Source organism: Acetobacter sacchari, from assembly GCF_017377715.1.
Lineage (GTDB): Bacteria > Pseudomonadota > Alphaproteobacteria > Acetobacterales > Acetobacteraceae > Acetobacter > Acetobacter sacchari.
Window position 1 is genome coordinate 17,819 of sequence record NZ_JAFVMF010000023.1, and the last position, 17,267, is coordinate 35,085.

The 17,267-nt window shown below is 55.9% G+C and carries 15 protein-coding genes; 7 read left to right on the forward strand and 8 right to left on the reverse strand.

Translation table 11 applies throughout. The annotated features are described in order from the left end of the window. Positions 1–3: 3 nt before the first annotated feature. The 6 genes from hpaH to J2D73_RS16960 form a co-directional block, all read right to left on the reverse strand. Positions 4–816, reverse strand: coding sequence for a 2-oxo-hept-4-ene-1,7-dioate hydratase (gene hpaH, locus J2D73_RS16935; protein ID WP_207883237.1), 813 nt, complete (start codon positions 814–816; stop codon positions 4–6). Positions 817–825: 9 nt separating this feature from the next. Next, positions 826–1,689, reverse strand: coding sequence for a fumarylacetoacetate hydrolase family protein (locus J2D73_RS16940; RefSeq protein ID WP_207883239.1), 864 nt, complete (start codon positions 1,687–1,689; stop codon positions 826–828). Positions 1,690–1,706: 17 nt separating this feature from the next. Further along, complete coding sequence (locus J2D73_RS16945) at positions 1,707–3,167, reverse strand: NAD-dependent succinate-semialdehyde dehydrogenase (RefSeq protein ID WP_456304363.1); 1,461 nt, start codon at positions 3,165–3,167, stop codon at positions 1,707–1,709. Between the two features lie 8 nt (positions 3,168–3,175). Beyond that, on the reverse strand, positions 3,176–4,156 hold the full coding sequence (gene hpaD / locus J2D73_RS16950) for a 3,4-dihydroxyphenylacetate 2,3-dioxygenase (RefSeq protein WP_207883243.1): 981 nt from the start codon (positions 4,154–4,156) through the stop codon (positions 3,176–3,178). 71 nt (positions 4,157–4,227) lie between these two features. Continuing rightward, entirely contained in the window at positions 4,228–5,742 is a 1,515-nt protein-coding gene (gene hpaE, locus J2D73_RS16955; RefSeq protein ID WP_207883245.1) for a 5-carboxymethyl-2-hydroxymuconate semialdehyde dehydrogenase, read from the reverse strand. Positions 5,743–5,798: 56 nt separating this feature from the next. Beyond that, complete coding sequence (locus tag J2D73_RS16960; RefSeq protein WP_207883247.1) at positions 5,799–6,179, reverse strand: 5-carboxymethyl-2-hydroxymuconate Delta-isomerase; 381 nt, start codon at positions 6,177–6,179, stop codon at positions 5,799–5,801. 241 nt (positions 6,180–6,420) lie between these two features. Between J2D73_RS16960 and hpaR the strand changes: the two genes are divergently transcribed. Continuing rightward, entirely contained in the window at positions 6,421–6,816 is a 396-nt protein-coding gene (hpaR, locus tag J2D73_RS16965) for a homoprotocatechuate degradation operon regulator HpaR (protein WP_207883294.1), read from the forward strand. Between the two features lie 7 nt (positions 6,817–6,823). Here hpaR and J2D73_RS16970 read toward each other — a convergent pair whose 3' ends face one another. Together J2D73_RS16970 and J2D73_RS16975 are read right to left on the reverse strand one after the other, a co-directional pair. Continuing rightward, complete coding sequence (locus J2D73_RS16970) at positions 6,824–7,363, reverse strand: flavin reductase (protein ID WP_207883249.1); 540 nt, start codon at positions 7,361–7,363, stop codon at positions 6,824–6,826. After that, positions 7,360–8,934 (reverse strand): 4-hydroxyphenylacetate 3-hydroxylase N-terminal domain-containing protein, encoded by a 1,575-nt coding sequence (locus tag J2D73_RS16975; RefSeq protein WP_207883251.1) that lies wholly within the window; start codon positions 8,932–8,934, stop codon positions 7,360–7,362. The genes J2D73_RS16970 and J2D73_RS16975 overlap by 4 nt, the downstream gene beginning before the upstream one ends. 98 nt (positions 8,935–9,032) lie before the next feature. On the opposite strand from J2D73_RS16975, the gene J2D73_RS16980 reads away from it, so the two are divergent. The 6 genes from J2D73_RS16980 to J2D73_RS17005 all read left to right on the forward strand — a co-directional run bounded on the left by J2D73_RS16980 (position 9,033) and on the right by J2D73_RS17005 (position 17,230). Next, positions 9,033–9,938, forward strand: coding sequence for a helix-turn-helix domain-containing protein (locus J2D73_RS16980; protein WP_207883253.1), 906 nt, complete (start codon positions 9,033–9,035; stop codon positions 9,936–9,938). A 216-nt stretch (positions 9,939–10,154) separates the two neighbouring features. Then, the gene (locus J2D73_RS16985; RefSeq protein WP_207883255.1) at positions 10,155–10,778 is read left to right on the forward strand and encodes a hypothetical protein; all 624 of its coding nucleotides are present in this window, start codon (positions 10,155–10,157) and stop codon (positions 10,776–10,778) included. Between the two features lie 98 nt (positions 10,779–10,876). Then, the gene (locus tag J2D73_RS16990; RefSeq protein ID WP_207883257.1) at positions 10,877–12,418 is read left to right on the forward strand and encodes a carbohydrate porin; all 1,542 of its coding nucleotides are present in this window, start codon (positions 10,877–10,879) and stop codon (positions 12,416–12,418) included. Positions 12,419–12,945: 527 nt separating this feature from the next. Then, positions 12,946–14,313 carry an aspartate aminotransferase family protein gene (locus J2D73_RS16995; RefSeq protein ID WP_341535121.1) on the forward strand — a complete coding sequence of 456 codons (1,368 nt, stop codon included), beginning with the start codon at positions 12,946–12,948 and terminating at the stop codon, positions 14,311–14,313. Beyond that, positions 14,313–15,779 carry an amidase family protein gene (locus tag J2D73_RS17000; protein WP_207883261.1) on the forward strand — a complete coding sequence of 489 codons (1,467 nt, stop codon included), beginning with the start codon at positions 14,313–14,315 and terminating at the stop codon, positions 15,777–15,779. Before J2D73_RS16995 ends, J2D73_RS17000 begins: the two co-directional genes overlap by 1 nt. A gap of 8 nt (positions 15,780–15,787) precedes the next feature. Next, entirely contained in the window at positions 15,788–17,230 is a 1,443-nt protein-coding gene (locus J2D73_RS17005; protein WP_207883263.1) for an NAD-dependent succinate-semialdehyde dehydrogenase, read from the forward strand. The last annotated feature ends 37 nt before the right edge of the window (positions 17,231–17,267 follow it).

Consider the following 17,267-nt stretch of genomic DNA (forward strand, 5'->3'; position numbering starts at 1 on the left):
GCTTTACGCGTTCCTTTCAAAAAAGCAGCTTATGGTTCCAATCTTCCCGTAATCAGCGACTATGGTGTCGCCTGGCCTGGCTTCGACCGGCCGTATGAAGGAACCGGAAAGCACGACCTGCCCCGCCTCGATCTTGCCGCCATACTGTTTCAGGCGCGCCGCAAGCCACGCAATGCCACGCGCCGGGTGGTTGAGAACACCGGCGCCAAGCCCGGTTTCCTCTACCACTGCGTTACGAGAAACTATAGCTCCTACCCATCGTATATCGACATCATCGACGTGACGCCTGTTCCCGCCAAGCACAATGCCCGCGTTCGCCGCGTTATCTGACACAGTGTCTATGATGGAGCGCGGAGTCTTTGTGGCGGGATCAACGCGCAATATCCGTGTATCCAGAATCTCCAGCGCGGGGACCACATAGTCCGTCGCAGCGAGCACGTCGAAAGAAGAGATCGCGTCACCCGTCAGATCCCGCTTGAAGACGAAGGCAAGCTCCGCTTCAATCCGCGGCTGGATGAAGCGCGTTGCGGCGATACTCGCGCCATCTTCAAACAGCATATCGTCAAAAAGTACGCCCGAGTCCGGGGTATCAATTCCAAGAGCGTACTGCATCGCCCGAGAGGTAAGGCCAATCTTCCAGCCAATGACTCTTCGGCCTGACAGAATTTTTTTTCTTATCCATGCATCCTGAATCGCATACGCATCCTCCAGAGCAGCGTCCGGATATTTAAGGGAAAGCAACCCGATCTGCTTTCTGGTACGTTCCGCTTCATCCAGAGACTCAGCGGCCGACAATATCTGCTCCGATGTCAGCATGTCGCCTCCCTATTCCTCATCGGCAATGGAGTTTTCCAGACGACCGAGTCCGGTAGCCTCAACTTCCACAACATCTCCGGGTTTCAACCACACAGGCGGTTCCAGACGCGCGCCAGCGCCTGTCGGCGTCCCGGTGACGATAACGTCTCCAGGAACAAGTGTCGTAAACGTAGAAATATAGGAAATTATCTTACGGAATGAAAAAATCATCCGACCTGTTCTGTCATGCTGTCGGATTTCCCCATTCACGCGCGTTATCAGTTCCGCATCGCGAATCTGCTCTTCAGAAACGAAGGGAACGAGCCACGGCCCAATAGAGCCCGTGCCGTCAAAGTTCTTTCCTTGCGTGACGTTGAACTTGGCGTGCCTTACCCAGTCGCGAATAGTGCCTTCGTTGCAAAGGCTCAACGCGGCAATATGCCCAAGCGCCTTATCCTCCGGGATTCGACGCCCAGCCTTGCCGATGATCACGACAATCTCACCCTCGTAATCAAGCTGAGGCGATTCGGGTGGGCGTCGCAGAGCCTGTTTGTGACCAACAAAGCTCCGCGGGAATCTAATAAACAAGGACGGGTTTGTTGGGGCAGTCTGTCCGTCCTTGTATTCTTCGTTACGATCAGGAAAATTCACTCCTACACAAATGATTTTTTCCGGTTTTGTTACAGGAATCAAAAATGTAATTTCCGACTCCTGAAAATCAATTCGATCTGGAGCAGTTTCGACGACCTCCGTCAGTGCTCCTGCTTCTATCACTTCCCTGAGGTCCGACCAACGCTCGCCGAACACAGCGGAGAGATCCGTGATTCCCTCGGGACGCCACAGCCCGTATCGAGTTTCACCACCGGCCGAGAATGTTATCAATCTAGCAGTCACTTCGCGCCCCCTCTTCCTTAAGCGACAGACCCAACGCAAATATATTTCAATTCTGTATAATCTTCGATTCCATGACGCGAACCTTCACGTCCGATGCCGGACATTCCACGACCGCCAAAAGGAGCTTCTGCCGTAGACAAGGCGCCCGTATTTACGCCAACGATTCCACACTCAAGCGCTTCGCTTACGCGAAAAACACGAGACGCATCGTTGGTGCAGAAATACGCCGCCAGACCAAACTCCGTATCGTTGGCGGCCGAAATCGCCTCGTCCTCTGTATCGAACCGGATGATCGGCGCGACTGGACCAAAAGTCTCCTCATGCGTGATACGCATCCGGGCCGTGACGCCTTTAAGAACCGTCGGTTCAAAAAACAGCCCGCCTTTTTGGTGCCTCTTCCCACCAACAAGAATTTCGGCTCCGTTGTTACAAGCGTCAGCGATGTGCCCCTCCACTTTCAACAAGGCCCGTTTGTCTATAAGCGGCCCAAGCGACACATTCGCATCCAGACCACTTCCGACGGAAAGCTCTCGAACTCTTTCACTGAAAGTTTCGGAAAATTTATCATAGATATTTTTTTGAACGTATATTCTATTAGCACAAACACATGTTTGTCCATTATTACGAAATTTTGCCAATATGGCTGCCTCAACCGCTACATTCAGGTCTGCGTCGTCAAAAACAATAAAGGGAGCGTTTCCCCCAAGCTCCAGACTCAGCTTTTTTATTGTCGGCGCGCATTGTCCATAAAGAAGAGCACCGATCGCAGTAGAGCCCGTAAAGGTCAGTTTTCGAATTTTCTGGCTGGACGTCATAACCCCGCCAATTTCGACCGCATTGCCTGTGACGACACTGAACAGCGCAGCCGGGAGTCCAGCGCGCTCCGCAAGAACGGCAAGCGCGATCGCTGAAAACGGTGTCTGCTCCGCAGGCTTCAGCACGACAGCGCACCCCGCCGCCAGAGCAGGCGCTACTTTACGCGTGATCATCGCACAGGGAAAATTCCATGGCGTAATAGCAGCCACAACACCGACAGGCTGCCTGATGACCAGAAGACGTTTGTCCTCCTGATGACCAGGGATTATTTCCCCATAAAGTCTGCGGGCTTCTTCTGCGAACCAAAGAACATAGCTGGCGCCATATTGAATCTCTCCGGCAGCTTCAGCTAAAGGCTTTCCCTGCTCCAGAGTCATAATCAGTGCAAGGTCGTCTTTGTTTTCAAGGATCAGTTGATACCAACGCCGCAATATCTCGGCCCGCCGACCCGCCGTGACGCGGGCCCATGCCCGTTGGGCGACCGTCGCAGCATCTATCGCTTCGTTTACCTGAATGTCACTGATCTCAGGAACCCGCCCTACCGCATCCCCGGTAGCGGGATTGAAAATTGTGCGGCCAGATTTCGGCCGCGATTCAATCCAATGTCCGGCAACCAAGGCCGCTTCACGCAGCAGAGAAGGATCCCGCAATTCCATAACCATTGTCCTAATTATGGGGCGATAATCGGGCTCGCCGTCACAACCGGCTCTTCGACGCTAACGCCTGAAAACAAGCTACCGTGCTCGAACCACGACCGGGGGGCCGGAGCTCCCCAAAGCGTCTGCCGCTGAGGGTCTTTCAGATTCCAGCGAATTGGTTCGTTATCCGGATCCACCGTCTGATAGTCTGAACAGTAAATTTCAATTCGGTGACCGTCTGGATCAAGAACATATAGAAAGAAGGCGTTAGATATGCCGTGCCGGCCAGGGCCACGTTCGATATTCGCGACATAACCAGTCGTAGCCATAAGATCAAGCAGATCAATGATATTGAGCGGAGTTGGAACCCAGAATGCCGTATGATGCAGTCGCGGCCCCCTGCCACAGGTAAAGGCCATGTCGTGAACGCCGCCTTTCCGGTGCATCCATGCCGCCCACAACCGACCAGACTCTTCGTCTTCCGTGTATTCCGTGGTTCTGAAGCCCATTTTGTTGTAAAATGAAACGGATTTGTCGACGTCGCTCGAGAAGCAATTGAAATGATCTATGCGCAGCGGCTTCACGCCGTGATAGAGGGCGTATTTTTGATGGATAGACGCCAATCGATCCATCTTGAAATAGAACTCAAGCGGAATTCCGGCGTTGTCATGCGTACGGAACGTGCGACCTTGATAAGGCCTGTCAACCCACTCCACCGAGTGCTCCAGCGCGCGAAAATATTCAGCCGCCTTATCCAGATCCACTTCAGAAAAAACTTTGAACGACAGGGACCTAACTTCGGCGACGTCGCTTTTTGTCAGCACCATACAATGGTGTCCCCGTTCCTCCATCGCCCGGAAGTAGATATGTTCGCTGTCTTCGTCCGTGATCTGCAACCCCAGAGTGTCCGAGTAGAACGCCCGACTGCGAGCGAGATCGGTCACTGAAAAATTGACATGACTAAGACGAACGATATTAAAATCAGGATATAAATTGAACGGTTCTAGAGACATGGTCCTGCTTCCTGATAAGTCGGCTCTCGGCCGCCGACATGTTGTTTTTCTTACTTACCTCGAAGGAAACGTTATCCGAGGCGTGGAATGACATGTTCCGTTGTAGCGAAGGAGACGTTTTTGGTTTCCATATAGAAATCGAACGACCAGTCTCCACCGTCACGACCGATACCGGATGCTTTGACGCCACCAAATGGAGTATCGAGATGCCTCACATTTTCAGAGTTCACCCAGATCATGCCAGCATCCAATTTGTCTGACACGCGAAACGATCTTGTGACATCCGAAGTCCAAAGGTAAGCGGCCAGGCCGTACTGGGTGTCATTCGCCAGGCGAACTGCCTCATCCTCCGACGCGAAGGGAATCGCAGTCAGCACAGGGCCAAATATCTCTTCTTGCGCAATGCGCATGTTGTTTGTCGCATTTGTGAAAAGCGTAGGCGCGACGTAACATCCGCCTCCAGGACCGGAGAATTTTTCGCCCCCTGCGGCGACGGTCGCGCCTTCCGTTTTTCCGATTTCTATATATTCAAGAACTTTTTTCTCGTGAACAGGATGAATAAGAGGTCCTACAACAGTCGTCGGATCGAGCGGGTGCCCTACTTTTATATTCTTCGCACGCTCAGCCAGAGTGGCCGTGAACCTGTCATAAATGCTCGCTTCCACAAGGAGGCGCGATGACGACGTGCACCTTTCCCCATTGAGAGAGTAAATCATGAACAACGCTGCGTCTGCCGCTCTTTCAAGATCCGCGTCTGCGAAGACTACGATCGGATTCTTTCCTCCCAGTTCAAAGTGAAAACGCTTCAGAGTATCTGCCGCCTGCTTCATGATCAGCGACCCGGTGCCGCTTTCTCCCACAAAAGCTATCGCCTTGATATCCGGATGACGCGTCAGTTCAGCTCCAGCATCTTCACCAAAGCCGTTTACAAGATTCCACACCCCCGGGGGCAACCCGGCGTCTTCAGCGATTCGAAGCAAAAGTGATGCAGTAATAGGTGAAAACTCGGCTGGCTTGTGGACGACGGTGCACCCGGCAGCCAACGCAGGCGCGATCTTCCATGTCGAAAGCATAAAGGGAGTATTCCATGGCGTGATGACACCCACCGGTCCGACCGGAGTCCGCGTCGTCACATTCGCCTGTCCCGAGGTGGGCAGTGACAGTCCGTTTCGGGCGGCGGGCGCCTTGTCCGCGAAATACCGGAAATTTTCGGCGCCGCGCAAAGCCGCCTTCGACATAAACCGTAGAGACTGGCCGGTATCCAGGCACTCCAGAAAAGCGATTTCTTCCGCGCGCGCTTCAATAGCATTAGCTATAGAGTGCAGGATTTCCCGACGCTTCGGCCCGCTTAAGGCGGTCCACGCGGGCTGCGCGGCTTTTGCAGCCTTTGCCGCCAGATCGATATCTCGTTCATCGCCCCTTGCAACGGAAGCAAGCGGCTTGAGATCGATTGGAGAGATGGTTTCAAAAAACTCGCCGCCAACGGCAGGGCGCTCCTTCCCATCTATATGGTTGAGAACGCCCGTTTCCCGAATATCGGCGATATATCGCTCCGCTTTGTTTATGTTTTCCTGCAACGTCGCCATACCAGATCTCCTGCTTTACTTATTTTCGTTCTTTTGTTTATTGCCAAACTATCTTCTTAACGAAGGCGGCCGTGCATTGAATTTTTTTTCCAACTTAATCGAGAATCTATTTCTCGAATCTCCAGAGAAAGAGCAAAGTTAGATTTTTCTAGGAGGTGTCCGGTCACCATGGCGGCGGTGGAAAAAATTGCTTCACCCGCGCGCTTCTTTTCATCGAGCGTTCTTCCTTCTCCGATTCGAAAAGACATATCGATGAACGCGTTTTCTGGAAGCATATCCGCCACCGCCCAAGCCGACGCCTCGAACGCTCGAACACGAACCGCGCCTACTTCAAACAAACCCGTTTCCAGGATCGCATCTCGCAATCCGGCGCACAGAGTCGTCAGGTCCACGCTTTCCCGCAAGTTCGCAGAATACTCGATAGAGAGGTGCGGCACGGAGAGTCTCCTGTTTCCGAGACAATTTAATTAACGTGTTAACAGTATAACAATCAACCGGTCTATTCGTGTCCTCACATTTACGTTACGCTTCCTCATTTTACAGTTCATGATACTCTTTTCAGAACGTTCCCTGCCGAGGCTAAGCATGCCCCTCCTGAAGCGCCCGTCGGCCCAGCGCGACACAAGGTCCCCCGCATCCAACCCAGCCTCCGAGCTACCTCACGAAGCGACCAAGGCCATGCCGATCGCGCTCCTCAGAGCCCGAGAGGCTCTTATGTCCCGCTTTCGGCCCATGCTGGCTGAGCACGATTTCACGTCCCAACAATGGCGCGTTATCCGGCTTCTGAACGAGCATTCGACGCTTGACGCCGCCCAGCTCGCGGAGAAAGCATTCATCCTCCCCCCCAGCCTGACGCGCATCCTTGCTAATTTGGAAACCCGCGATTTAGTGACGCGCGTGCAGTCTTCATCAGACCGTCGGCGCTATCTCTTCAGGCTGACGGCGCCCGGCGAGGAGGCGTTTCGCAAAATTTCTCCAGACAGAATAAAGGTTTACAAAGAAATAGAAGCGTATTTTGGCAAGGAGAAAATCAACCTTCTCCTGGGCCTTCTCGACGAACTGGCTCAGTTCTGAGGTATGGTCAGTTCGGCGCGACGCCCACCGTCGCGCCGACGAAAGCTCGATCCAGATAAAGAAGCGGATGACCTACCGCCGAACAACGAATGTCCTGAACCTCGCCGAATATCACGTAGTGCGTGCCAACGACGTGATGCGCCGCGATTTTACAGTCAAAGGACGCGATCGCCCCCGTCAGAGCAAGGTTGCCAGAGGGCAGTTTCTCCCACATGCCTGACGCATAACGCTCTTCCATATCCGCCACCTTGCCTGCGAAATACCCGGCAAGATCGACGTGTTCGTGGCCGAGCACATTCACACAGAATACTTTATTCTGGAGAAACAGATCGCACTGCGCGGATCGCCTGTTCATGCAAACAAGCAGCGTCGGCGGATCGTCGCTCACGGAACACATGGCCGTCGCAGTGAAGCCGCCACGCCCTGCGCTGCCGGCAGATGTAATGACATTCACCGACGCGCCAACTCTCGCCATCGCCGCGCGAAACTCGAGCTGGGCGGACTTCACGCCGGACGTTCTGCGTTGCTGTTCATGCGCGGTGTTCATTGCGCGCCTCCCCCAGCCCCTACCGGCTGTAGCCACGTTTCACCAGTCCAGCCGTGTTCGTCGTAATCACTCATGCAGGTGTCGACGAGTTCCTCCATTTGACGCAATACCGATCCGCGCTCGGCTCCTTTGAGTATTTGCAAACGGACATCTTCGGGACTCCCCGCGTAGTTCAGCTCGTAGAGGGCGTGACGACCGCCAAATTCCGTGCCAGTCGCATCCCACAGGAGCTTCATGACCTTGATACGCTCCTTATGGCTGATGCCGTTTGAGCCGCGCACATACTGGGCAAGGTATCCGTCGATTTCCGGGTTGGCGAAATCTTTCACGGAAGACGGAAGATAGATAAGCCCGGACGCCACACAACGACGCACCAGATCGATAACTCGCGGGTATGCGTCCGACATGAAAGCCCGGTAGGTCAGCGCGGCTTCAAGGTTGGGAAGCACTGCTCCGTTGTGCCACTGCTGGGGCGCTCGCGCCATGGCGTTGGAGAGCGACCAGAACAGGTGACGTAGCCCGATGACCTCCCCCAAAGCCGCCTGATTGCCACGGAAGGCGTCGCCCCCGGTGCAGCGAAGCGCCTTCGCAAGCACGCCCGCAAGAAAGTCCAGCTTGACCGCGAACCGCGTGCACCCCTGAAAGCAATACCCCTGCATGAAGCCGGAGCCTATCGGGAAAGACAGGATTTTCTTCGCATCCCGGAGGATCAGGACATCCTCCCATGGCACGAACACGTTATCGAGCACGAGAATAGCGTCATTTTCGTCAAAACGTGACGACAGCGGATAATCGAATGGCGATGAAACCCTGTTGGCCGTTTCTTCATAAGAAGTGCGACAGATCATCTTTATGCCCGGCGCGTTCATCGGAGCGATGAACGTGACCGACATTGAAGGATCCTCCGTGACTGTCGCTGAACTCTGGGCGAGCAGATTATAGTGAGTCAAAGCCGACGACGTCGCGACGACCTTCGCTCCGGAGACATAGATGCCTGCATCTGTCTCCTTCGTTATATGAACGAAGACATCCTTAACCTCCTCAGCGGGCTTGTGCCTGTCGATGGGCGGATTTACAATCGCGTGATTAAGGAAAAGAACTTGCTCCTGCGTTTTTGCATACCATGAGCGAGCGTTGTCGGCGAAGGGACCATACCATTCCGCGTTGACCCCCAGAGTATTGGTCAAAGCAGCCTTGTAATCCGCCGTCCGCCCCATCCATCCGTAGGTCATCCTGGCCCAACCGGCGATCGCCTGCTGCTGACCGACAAGATCATCGACCGATTTAGGGGACACAAAGCTTCTATGCGTGACCCCTCCATTGCCCGTATCGGTGGAAGTGGTCAGAATTTTACTTTGCTGCTCATCATGCAGCGCGTCGTACAAGCGCGCTATCGAGCGTGCTGAGTTGCGCATCGCCGGATGCGTAGTGACATCATCTATACGCTTTCCGTCGATATAGACATTGCGGCCATCGCGTAACGACTCGAGATATTCTGCACCGGTAAAAGGTCGTTTCGCCTGACTCGGTTTACTGCCTTTCAAGAGGCTCACCCCGGCTGCATCGCTCATTTTCGAACATCCCTTGTCATTATTATTGCTTTTTATGGTATGTCCTCTGTTACCGTTCGAGAATGCAGAAAAAAAAGAAAAACTTGGACTTTTCCGAAATGCCCCGCAAACCCGACATTCCAAATTTCCTGACATACGGCGTCGACCAGAAAACTGACGACATAGGTTTTGTGCACGTCGAAAAGGTTATGGATCGCAAATTGATCCATAACGGTCATGTGCCGGCGCACAGACACGAGCAGATCTTCCAATTATGCCTATGGACCTCTGGTTCAGGCGTTTACGCCGTTGAAGATCGTCTTATCGAATTTCAAGCGCCCATGTTTCTTTTTATTCCCGCACGGGTCGTTCACGGTTTCGATGTATCGTCAGTATCCGACGCGATCGTATTTTCTCTCGCCAACAGTTACACTGATTCTGATCCTCTATTTAAGAGCGCCGCAGCCAGACTACCGTTGGTTTTGGGCGTCCCTGAAGGCGCTCCACCAACGCCGCTCATGGCCTCGCTAATGCAGGTCGGTTACGAGCGTTACAAGAGCGCTCCGCAAACCTCTCAAAGTGTAATTCGTGGTATTGCGATCGCCGTTTTTGGCGAAGCCGTTTCGTTAACCAACGCGACGGGGGGCCACGATGGGAGCAGCGCCGCCGCCAGAATCAGATATTTAATCGAAGAGCGGTTTCGTGAGCCCTGGACGGTCAACGACTATGCAAACGAGCTCGCTCTCACGCCTTATCAGATCAACAATGCGGCGCAGATCGCGTTTGGTCAAAGTCTCAAACGGTTGATTATTGATCGCAGACTGCTTGAGAGCAAGAGGCTTCTTGCGTTTACGATTCGCCCCATAGAAGCGATAGCAGCGGAAATCGGAATTCCGGACGCCGCTTATTTTTCCCGCTTCTTTCATACGTCGTGCGGTTTTTCTCCACGAGAGTGGAGGCGGCGATGGGCGGAGAACGCCAAAAGCGGGCCACTGGCGGCCGCCTCAGAGAACACGCTTACGTGAGGTTGCTTAACGTTCATTTTTTTAGTTAACATGATAATCAAATTATCCTAAACTCCGGGACGAGACGATAGGGCGGCGACTCCACGCCCTAACATCTGTCAGGAGACTCGCATAAGTTTTTCTGCCTGAACACGGGCGAAGTCACGCTGAATAAAAAGAAAAAGGCGGCCTTCAATGTCTGAAAATCTACAGCATACTCTTGCGCCGCGACGAGGCATGGGATTGCAGGCGCATGACCTGCTTGCCGTTTTGTATCTGGCGTTGGTTACATGGCTGGTGATCTATCTCGTCCAAAACGTACACGATCACCCGTTTATTCTCGCTTATGTAAAATTTTTCCTTCTCGCTACATTTGGCGAATGTCTTAAAAAGCGAATAACACAAGGCGTATGGGTACCTGATCACCTGATCCTACGTGCTCTTATCTGGGGTTGCTTCGGCGTGTGGATTGCGACGTCGTTCATGATCCTTGATTCAGGCGTCCGCTGGCTTGTCGGCACGACTTCTCCCTCCGGCACGGTTACTGCATTCGCAATCAGCGCCTGGATGAATGTTTTTTCAGGATACGGCTTCTTCATGATGCTGACACATTTTATTACCGATCGAATGATCGAGGAAGGCGTAAAAAATCCGGTCGAATACATGCGCTCTCAGGGCTTCGCGAGATGGGCAAAAATTGTTTTTCTATGCCTGATTTTTTTCTGGACACCAGCTCACACGATTACATTCCTGCTGCCGAATATGTGGCGCGTCGTTTTTGCGGCTTATCTGGGAATTGCGTTAGGAGCGATTCTTTCTTTCGCGTCCGACCCAGGCGCCCGGGTGCCCCGCGCCGCCTGACACGACCGACCGGCAATAGCGCGGGAGGTTCCGTCTACCCCATCCCCCATACGCTTCTGTCTGAATAATAAAAAAATTCAGTCAGGGAGGAGTGTTTCATGAACTTCGTCCATTCGGGGCGAATGCTTTCGTCCGACCAGGCAACACGGTTACGAATCGGGTTGCTCAGCCTCGCGCTCCTGGCGCCAGCCACGTCAGGCGCCGCCCTTGCGCAAGACGCGACCCAGTCCCCCCAGGCATCCTCCGGCAGTCATTTTTGGGACTCAAACAGCGTCGCAAAAGATTTGCAAATTCGTTACGAAAATGTTCAGGGACCGATTACGCTGGTCCCCTCTGAGCTTCCGCCTCAGGTTCTGGCCGGCGCTCCACTTCTAACGTTGCCTGAGTCTCGGCCACCAAAAGGCCCTCTTACGTTTTTGGGGCGCTTTCTTCGCCGCATTGGATTAACCCCGCACGCGATTTTCAACCAACTCTACATGACCAATCCTGATACCGGCCCTCGGCCCGGTCGATTTTCTCTCGGAACCGGAATCGCTTTAGGCCTGGACGCCAATCTTCAGAAAATTATTGGCGTAAAGGGCGGCGAGATTCATTTCGAGGAGATTCTCTTTCGCCCGACCGCGAATGGCGGTTACCCGGCTGGTCCTGCATGGGCAGGCGCGGTCGGCAGCTATTTCGCGGGCATAGACCAGCATAACGATATCGCGGGAGGGTGGCTTGCCCTTCTTACGTATCAACAAAAACTCTTTCATAACCGCGTTAATTTTTCCGTCGGCAGAACTCATCCAAGACGTTATTTCTTCTTCAATAACTGCGACAACGTCCTGAATTGCACGGATCCGATCATGCAGGCTTCCGCCGGTATACTTCCACCTCCATATGCTACATGGGGCGGATATGTCACCGCGCGCATGTTTAACGACGTCAGCTTCGAAGCCGGCGCCTTTGAGGCCAATCTGAACCAATATTTTCAACACGGAAACGGGTGGCGCTGGGACACCCGAACGGCCTCTGGTTATCTTTTATTGGGCGGTTTCAATTACAGACGATTGCAGGTGACTCATCTCTACGGCGGCCGTTATCAATTGTCCGGGTTCTATAACAGTTCTCAATATACCGACCCTTATACCAAAACGACGCATTACGGCCGCGCCGGCGCCGAATTTCGTGGCCAACAACTCATCTGGCGTCGGGATCACAACCATCCGGTTCTTTCGCCTATCCCGGAAGGGCTTAACGCCTTTGGAACTCTCGGTTTCGCGGCCGACCCCTCGGCCCCATTCAAGGCGCTCGCCGAAGGCGGATTCAGCTACCATGGCCTTTTCGGACGCCTTCTGGATAGAGAGCAGATCAAGTTCAGCTACGTCAGGGCGTCCAAACATCAAATGCTTTATCAGCGAAACCTCCGTGTAGCAGCAGGCGGAGACCCACGAATGGGTTCGCAGGACATCATGCGTCTGGAAGCGAGCGGCCACATCTCGATTTATCCCGGAGTGGCGTTCGAACCCAGCATTCAGTACATATTCAATCCGGACAATTACTATAATCCCTCAGCGAAAAGGATCAGTTCTAATGGTGTCGTTCTTGCCGGGCAGTTAATGATCGATATGGGCTTTCTGTCTGGACTCTCCGCTCACTGACCAAATCGTCGCTCCTGAAGTTGACAAGGCCAGGTCGAATCTTCCTGTTTCTTCATCCGACCACATCAAACAGATATGCGATCTCAATGCTCCCGATCACAACGACCCACACAAGGAAGCGCGCGGAAGGGAACATTGCAGCCCATCCGGCCGCGGATCGAGGGCCACCACATCCGGTTCTTGTTCATTTACGGACTAGATCGTGTTCATGGCGATGAGCTGGAGACGCCTCCGGATTCATCCGCATCCTCTGCTCGCAGACCCTGCTCTTGCACGACGCTCCCCTGACGATGCGGCGGCTAGGGATTGGCGAGTTCGGGATATGCGTCAGGGTATCGCGGCCGCTCTTCGCGACGTCGAGACTTGATAAACTTTAGCAACGATCTCTACTATCCCGCGCGGCAGGCCAGCCGCCGCCTGCGCGGGCCGCGCCTGGTCTTCCGTCAGAACATTGACACCGGGACTACGCCGACCAGATGCCATCTCCGGCGCGCATTATGACACTTTGGTAACGAATGGAGCAGAAATTGAGCGACGATCTGTTGTCCGCAGAGCAGCGCGACGCGCGGTATGTGATGCATCCCCTGACGGATGCCCGCGCCAACCTGCAAAGCGGCTCGCTGCTCATGGAGCGTGGTGAAGGCGTCTATGTGTTCGATAACGCAGGCAATCGTTACATAGAAGCCATGGCTGGTCTCTGGTCGGTCGGCCTGGGCTTTTCAGAGCAACGCCTGGTTGATGCCGCGGTCAGGCAGTTGAATCGGCTGCCTTATTACCACGCTTTCAGCCAGAAGGGTCACAACCCGATGGTCGATCTGGCGGAGAAACTGATCGGCATGGCCCCGGTCCCCATGAGCAAGGTTTTCTTCACCAACTCCGGGTCGGAAGCCAACGACACGGTCGTGAAAATGCTTTGGTACCGCTCGAACGCGCTCGGCGAGACGCGACGCAAGAAATTCATCGGACGGAAAAAAGGCTATCACGGCATCACGGTCGCGTCGGGAAGCCTGACGGGCCTGCCAGTAAACCACCGCTCCTTCGATCTGCCTCTGCCGGGGTTCCTCCATGTCTCCACGCCACATCATTGGCGCGAGGCGCAGCCGAACGAGAACGAGGAAGCGTTCGCGACGCGCCTCGCCACTGAACTTGAAGACCTGATTCTCAAGGAAGGACCGGAGACCATCGCCGCATTCATCGGCGAACCTGTCATGGGCGCAGGCGGCGTAATCGCGCCACCAGCAACATACTGGGAGAAAATTCAGGCCATCCTGTCGAAATACGGCATTCTGCTCATCGCTGACGAAGTAATCTGCGGTTTCGGACGAACCGGCAACATGTTCGGATGTGAGACGTTCGGCATCAAGCCGGACATCATGGTGCTGTCCAAACAGCTGTCGTCTTCCTATCAACCGATCTCGGCGATCCTGCTCAATGAACGCGTGTTCGAGCCGATCGCTGATGAGACGCATACGATCGGAACGTTCGGCCATGGCTTCACCGGAGGCGGGCACCCGGTCGCCGCAGCTGTCGCACTCGAAAATCTAAACATCCTCGAAGAGCGCAATATCGTTGGTCACGTCCGCGATATTTCCCCCGCTTTGCAGGATGGCCTTCGCGCGCTCTCGGATCACCCTCTGGTCGGAGAAGTGCGTGGTCTTGGCCTGATTGCAGCCGTCGAGCTGCTCACGGACAAAAGCGCCAAGTCATCGCGCCACCCAGCGGGCGCGCTCGGCAAACGCGCCGCCGCCATTCTTCAGAACAAGGGCGTCATATCGCGCGCCGCCGGCGACACGCTTGCATTCTGTCCGCCGATGATCATCGAGAAGGATCAGATCGACGCGATTCTGTCCGCCCTCCGCAGCGCTCTCGATGAAACTGCGAAGGAAATGCTGTAATGCCGTTCGTCTCTTCGTCAGGCAGTTCAGCCGCGCCACTTCGTGATCTCTGCGATCTGGATGCGCACGCTCTACTATCCGGTTATGCGGCGAAGAGATTTTCTCCAGTTGACGTCACCAAGGCGGTGCTGGCGCGCGCCCACGCCATGCAGAGCGCACTGAACCCGTTCGTGCATATCGACGACGACGACGCCCTCGCCTCGGCGCGGGTGTCGGAACGGGCGTGGAGCGCAGGGTTGCCGACGCGGCCGCTCGAAGGCGTGCCGACATCGATCAAGGACACCGCTCTGGTGAAGGGGTGGGTTCTGGGCAGGGGATCGCGGCTGTCCATCGGACAGCCGCCCGCTGCCGAGGATTCTCCCTCGGCCCGTCGCATCCGTGCCGCTGGCGCAGTCATCTTCGCCTCCACCACAACCTGTGAAGGCGGCTGGAAGGCCGTCACGGACTCGCCTCTGACGGGAGTGACCCGCAACGCGCACAATCCGCACGTCACTCCAGGCGGAAGCAGCGGCGGCGCAGGAGCCGCCATCGCCTCTGGTTGCGGTCCCCTCGCACTCGGCAGCGACGGCGGCGGCTCGATCCGCGTACCAGCGAGTTTCAGCGGCGTATTCGGCATGAAGGCGACCTTTGGCCGGGTGCCTCAGTGGCCGATGGGCGTGCATTATTCAGATTTTTCCCATTACGGACCGTTGACCCGTTCCGTCGCCGACGCCGCGCTCATGCTCTCGGTGCTGGAAGGCTATGACCCACGCGATCCCTACAGCTTCGCCCCCGCCGAGCCTGGCGCGTTCCTTGCTGGCCCCTTGCCGCTGGCTGGCCTTCGGATAGGCGTGACCGAAGATTTCGGATTTCTACCGGTCGATCCGGAGATCCGCAGCGTCTTCCGTGAAGCCGTCGCCATCGTGGTGCAAGCCGGGGCCACGATCCGGGATGTCCCGGCATTCGAGGACTGGCGCCCGACCTATCGCGCCCTATGGCGTTCGCGAGGATGGCAGGCCCTGAAGAATCTGCCTCCGGAACAGGCCGCCATGGTCGATCCGGAGTTCTGGCGCGAGGCCGAAAAGGGGCGTCTTCTGAGCGCTGACGAGGTAGCCGACGCTCACCTCCGTCGCATCGGATATCGGCAGCAGGCCGGGCAAATGTTCGAAGACTTCGACGTTGTTCTGTCCCCCTCAGTCTCGATCCTGCCATTCGAAGCCGGAAAGACTGTGCCTGATTCATCCTGGCCGGACTGGCTGGAATGGGGTGGCTTCGCTTTTCTGAATAACCTCACGGGGCAGCCTGCCGCGTCGCTGCCGATCGGTTTTTCATCCACGGGGCTTCCCATTGGAATGCAAATCGGCGGACGTTCGCAGGACGACGTGACAGTTCTGCGAATTTGCGAGACCCTGCAGGGCCTGATCACCGAAGGCGCCTATGCGCCTTCACACATTGCGGCGAAATTCGCTGCGACGAAACCGAGCTGAAGCGAACCATGAGCGCATATCCAGACACACGCCTGTTCATTGACGGCGCATGGCGGCCTGCCGATGACGGCCAGACCATTCCTGTCGTCAATCCTGCTACGGGCCTTGCGATCGGGCAGGTCGCACGCGCAGACGAAGCCGATATTGCGCGAGCCGTCATCGCCGCGCGCAAAGGCTTCGCCACGTGGAGCCGCGTCGGGGCGTTCGAACGCTACAACGTAATCCGACGAGCTGCATCTTTGCTGCGCGAACGGGTTGATACGATCGCCCGTCTGATGACCATCGAGCAGGGCAAGCCTTTAATGGAGGCTCGCACGGAAATTCTTGGGTCGGCCGACATTCTCGACTGGCTTGCGGAGGAAGGGCGACGCGCTTACGGCCGCCTTGTGCCGCCGAGATCTCCGGACGTAACGCAAATGGTGCTGCGTACGCCGATCGGGCCGGTCGCCGGTTTTTCCCCTTGGAACTTCCCGATCAGTCAGGCGGCCCGCAAGCTTGGAGCGGCTCTTGCGACCGGGTGCTCCATCATTCTCAAGGCGCCGGAGGAAACACCGGCGTCCCCGGCGGCTCTCGTGCAGGCCTTTATCGACGCCGGATTGCCAGGAGACGTGCTCTCTCTGCTTTATGGCGTTCCTGCGGAGATATCGTCCCGTCTCATTCCTGACCCTGCGATCCGCAAAATCAGCTTCACGGGGTCTACCGCCGTCGGACGCGAGTTGGCCGCAATGGCTGGTCGCCACATGAAGCGGAGCACGATGGAACTGGGCGGCCACGCGCCGGTGATCGTCGCCGCTGACGCTGATCTGGATCAGGCTGCAGCGTTGCTGGCGGCGTCCAAGTTCCGTAACGCCGGGCAGGTCTGCGTCTCTCCGACGCGGTTCCTTGTCGAGCGCCCGGCTTATGACAGTTTCCTCGATCGTTTTCTGTCGCATGTATCGGCCGTAAAGCCCGGTGACGGGCTCGACGCGACGACGACCATGGGACCTCTCGCGCATGAGCGGCGCGTCAACGCCATCGAAGCCCTGATCGACAATGCAACCTCGCTGGGCGCACGCGTCGAGACAGGTGGCGGTCGTATGGGGAACGCCGGGTATTTTTTCCAGCCGACTGTCGTCACGGGCCTGACGCCGGACATGCAGATCATGAACGAGGAGCCGTTCGGCCCGGTCGCGCTGATTACGCCGGTTGAAGACGTCGACGCGGCCTTGAAGGAAGCCAATCGGCTGGATTACGGGCTTGCGGCCTATGCTTTCACCCGCTCCGGCGCGACGGCCGCCCGTCTGCGTGACGAGGTCCGGTCAGGAATGCTGACAATCAATCATCTGGGGCTCGCCCTGCCGGAAACGCCTTTCGGCGGCATCGGCGATTCCGGCTACGGGTCGGAAGGAGGCGCGGAGGCGATCGAACCTTACCTGGAGACCCGGTTCGTAACCCACAAGACAGTCCTCTGAGCCACGTAGCGTCGGCAATGTCCGACGCTTCACGCTT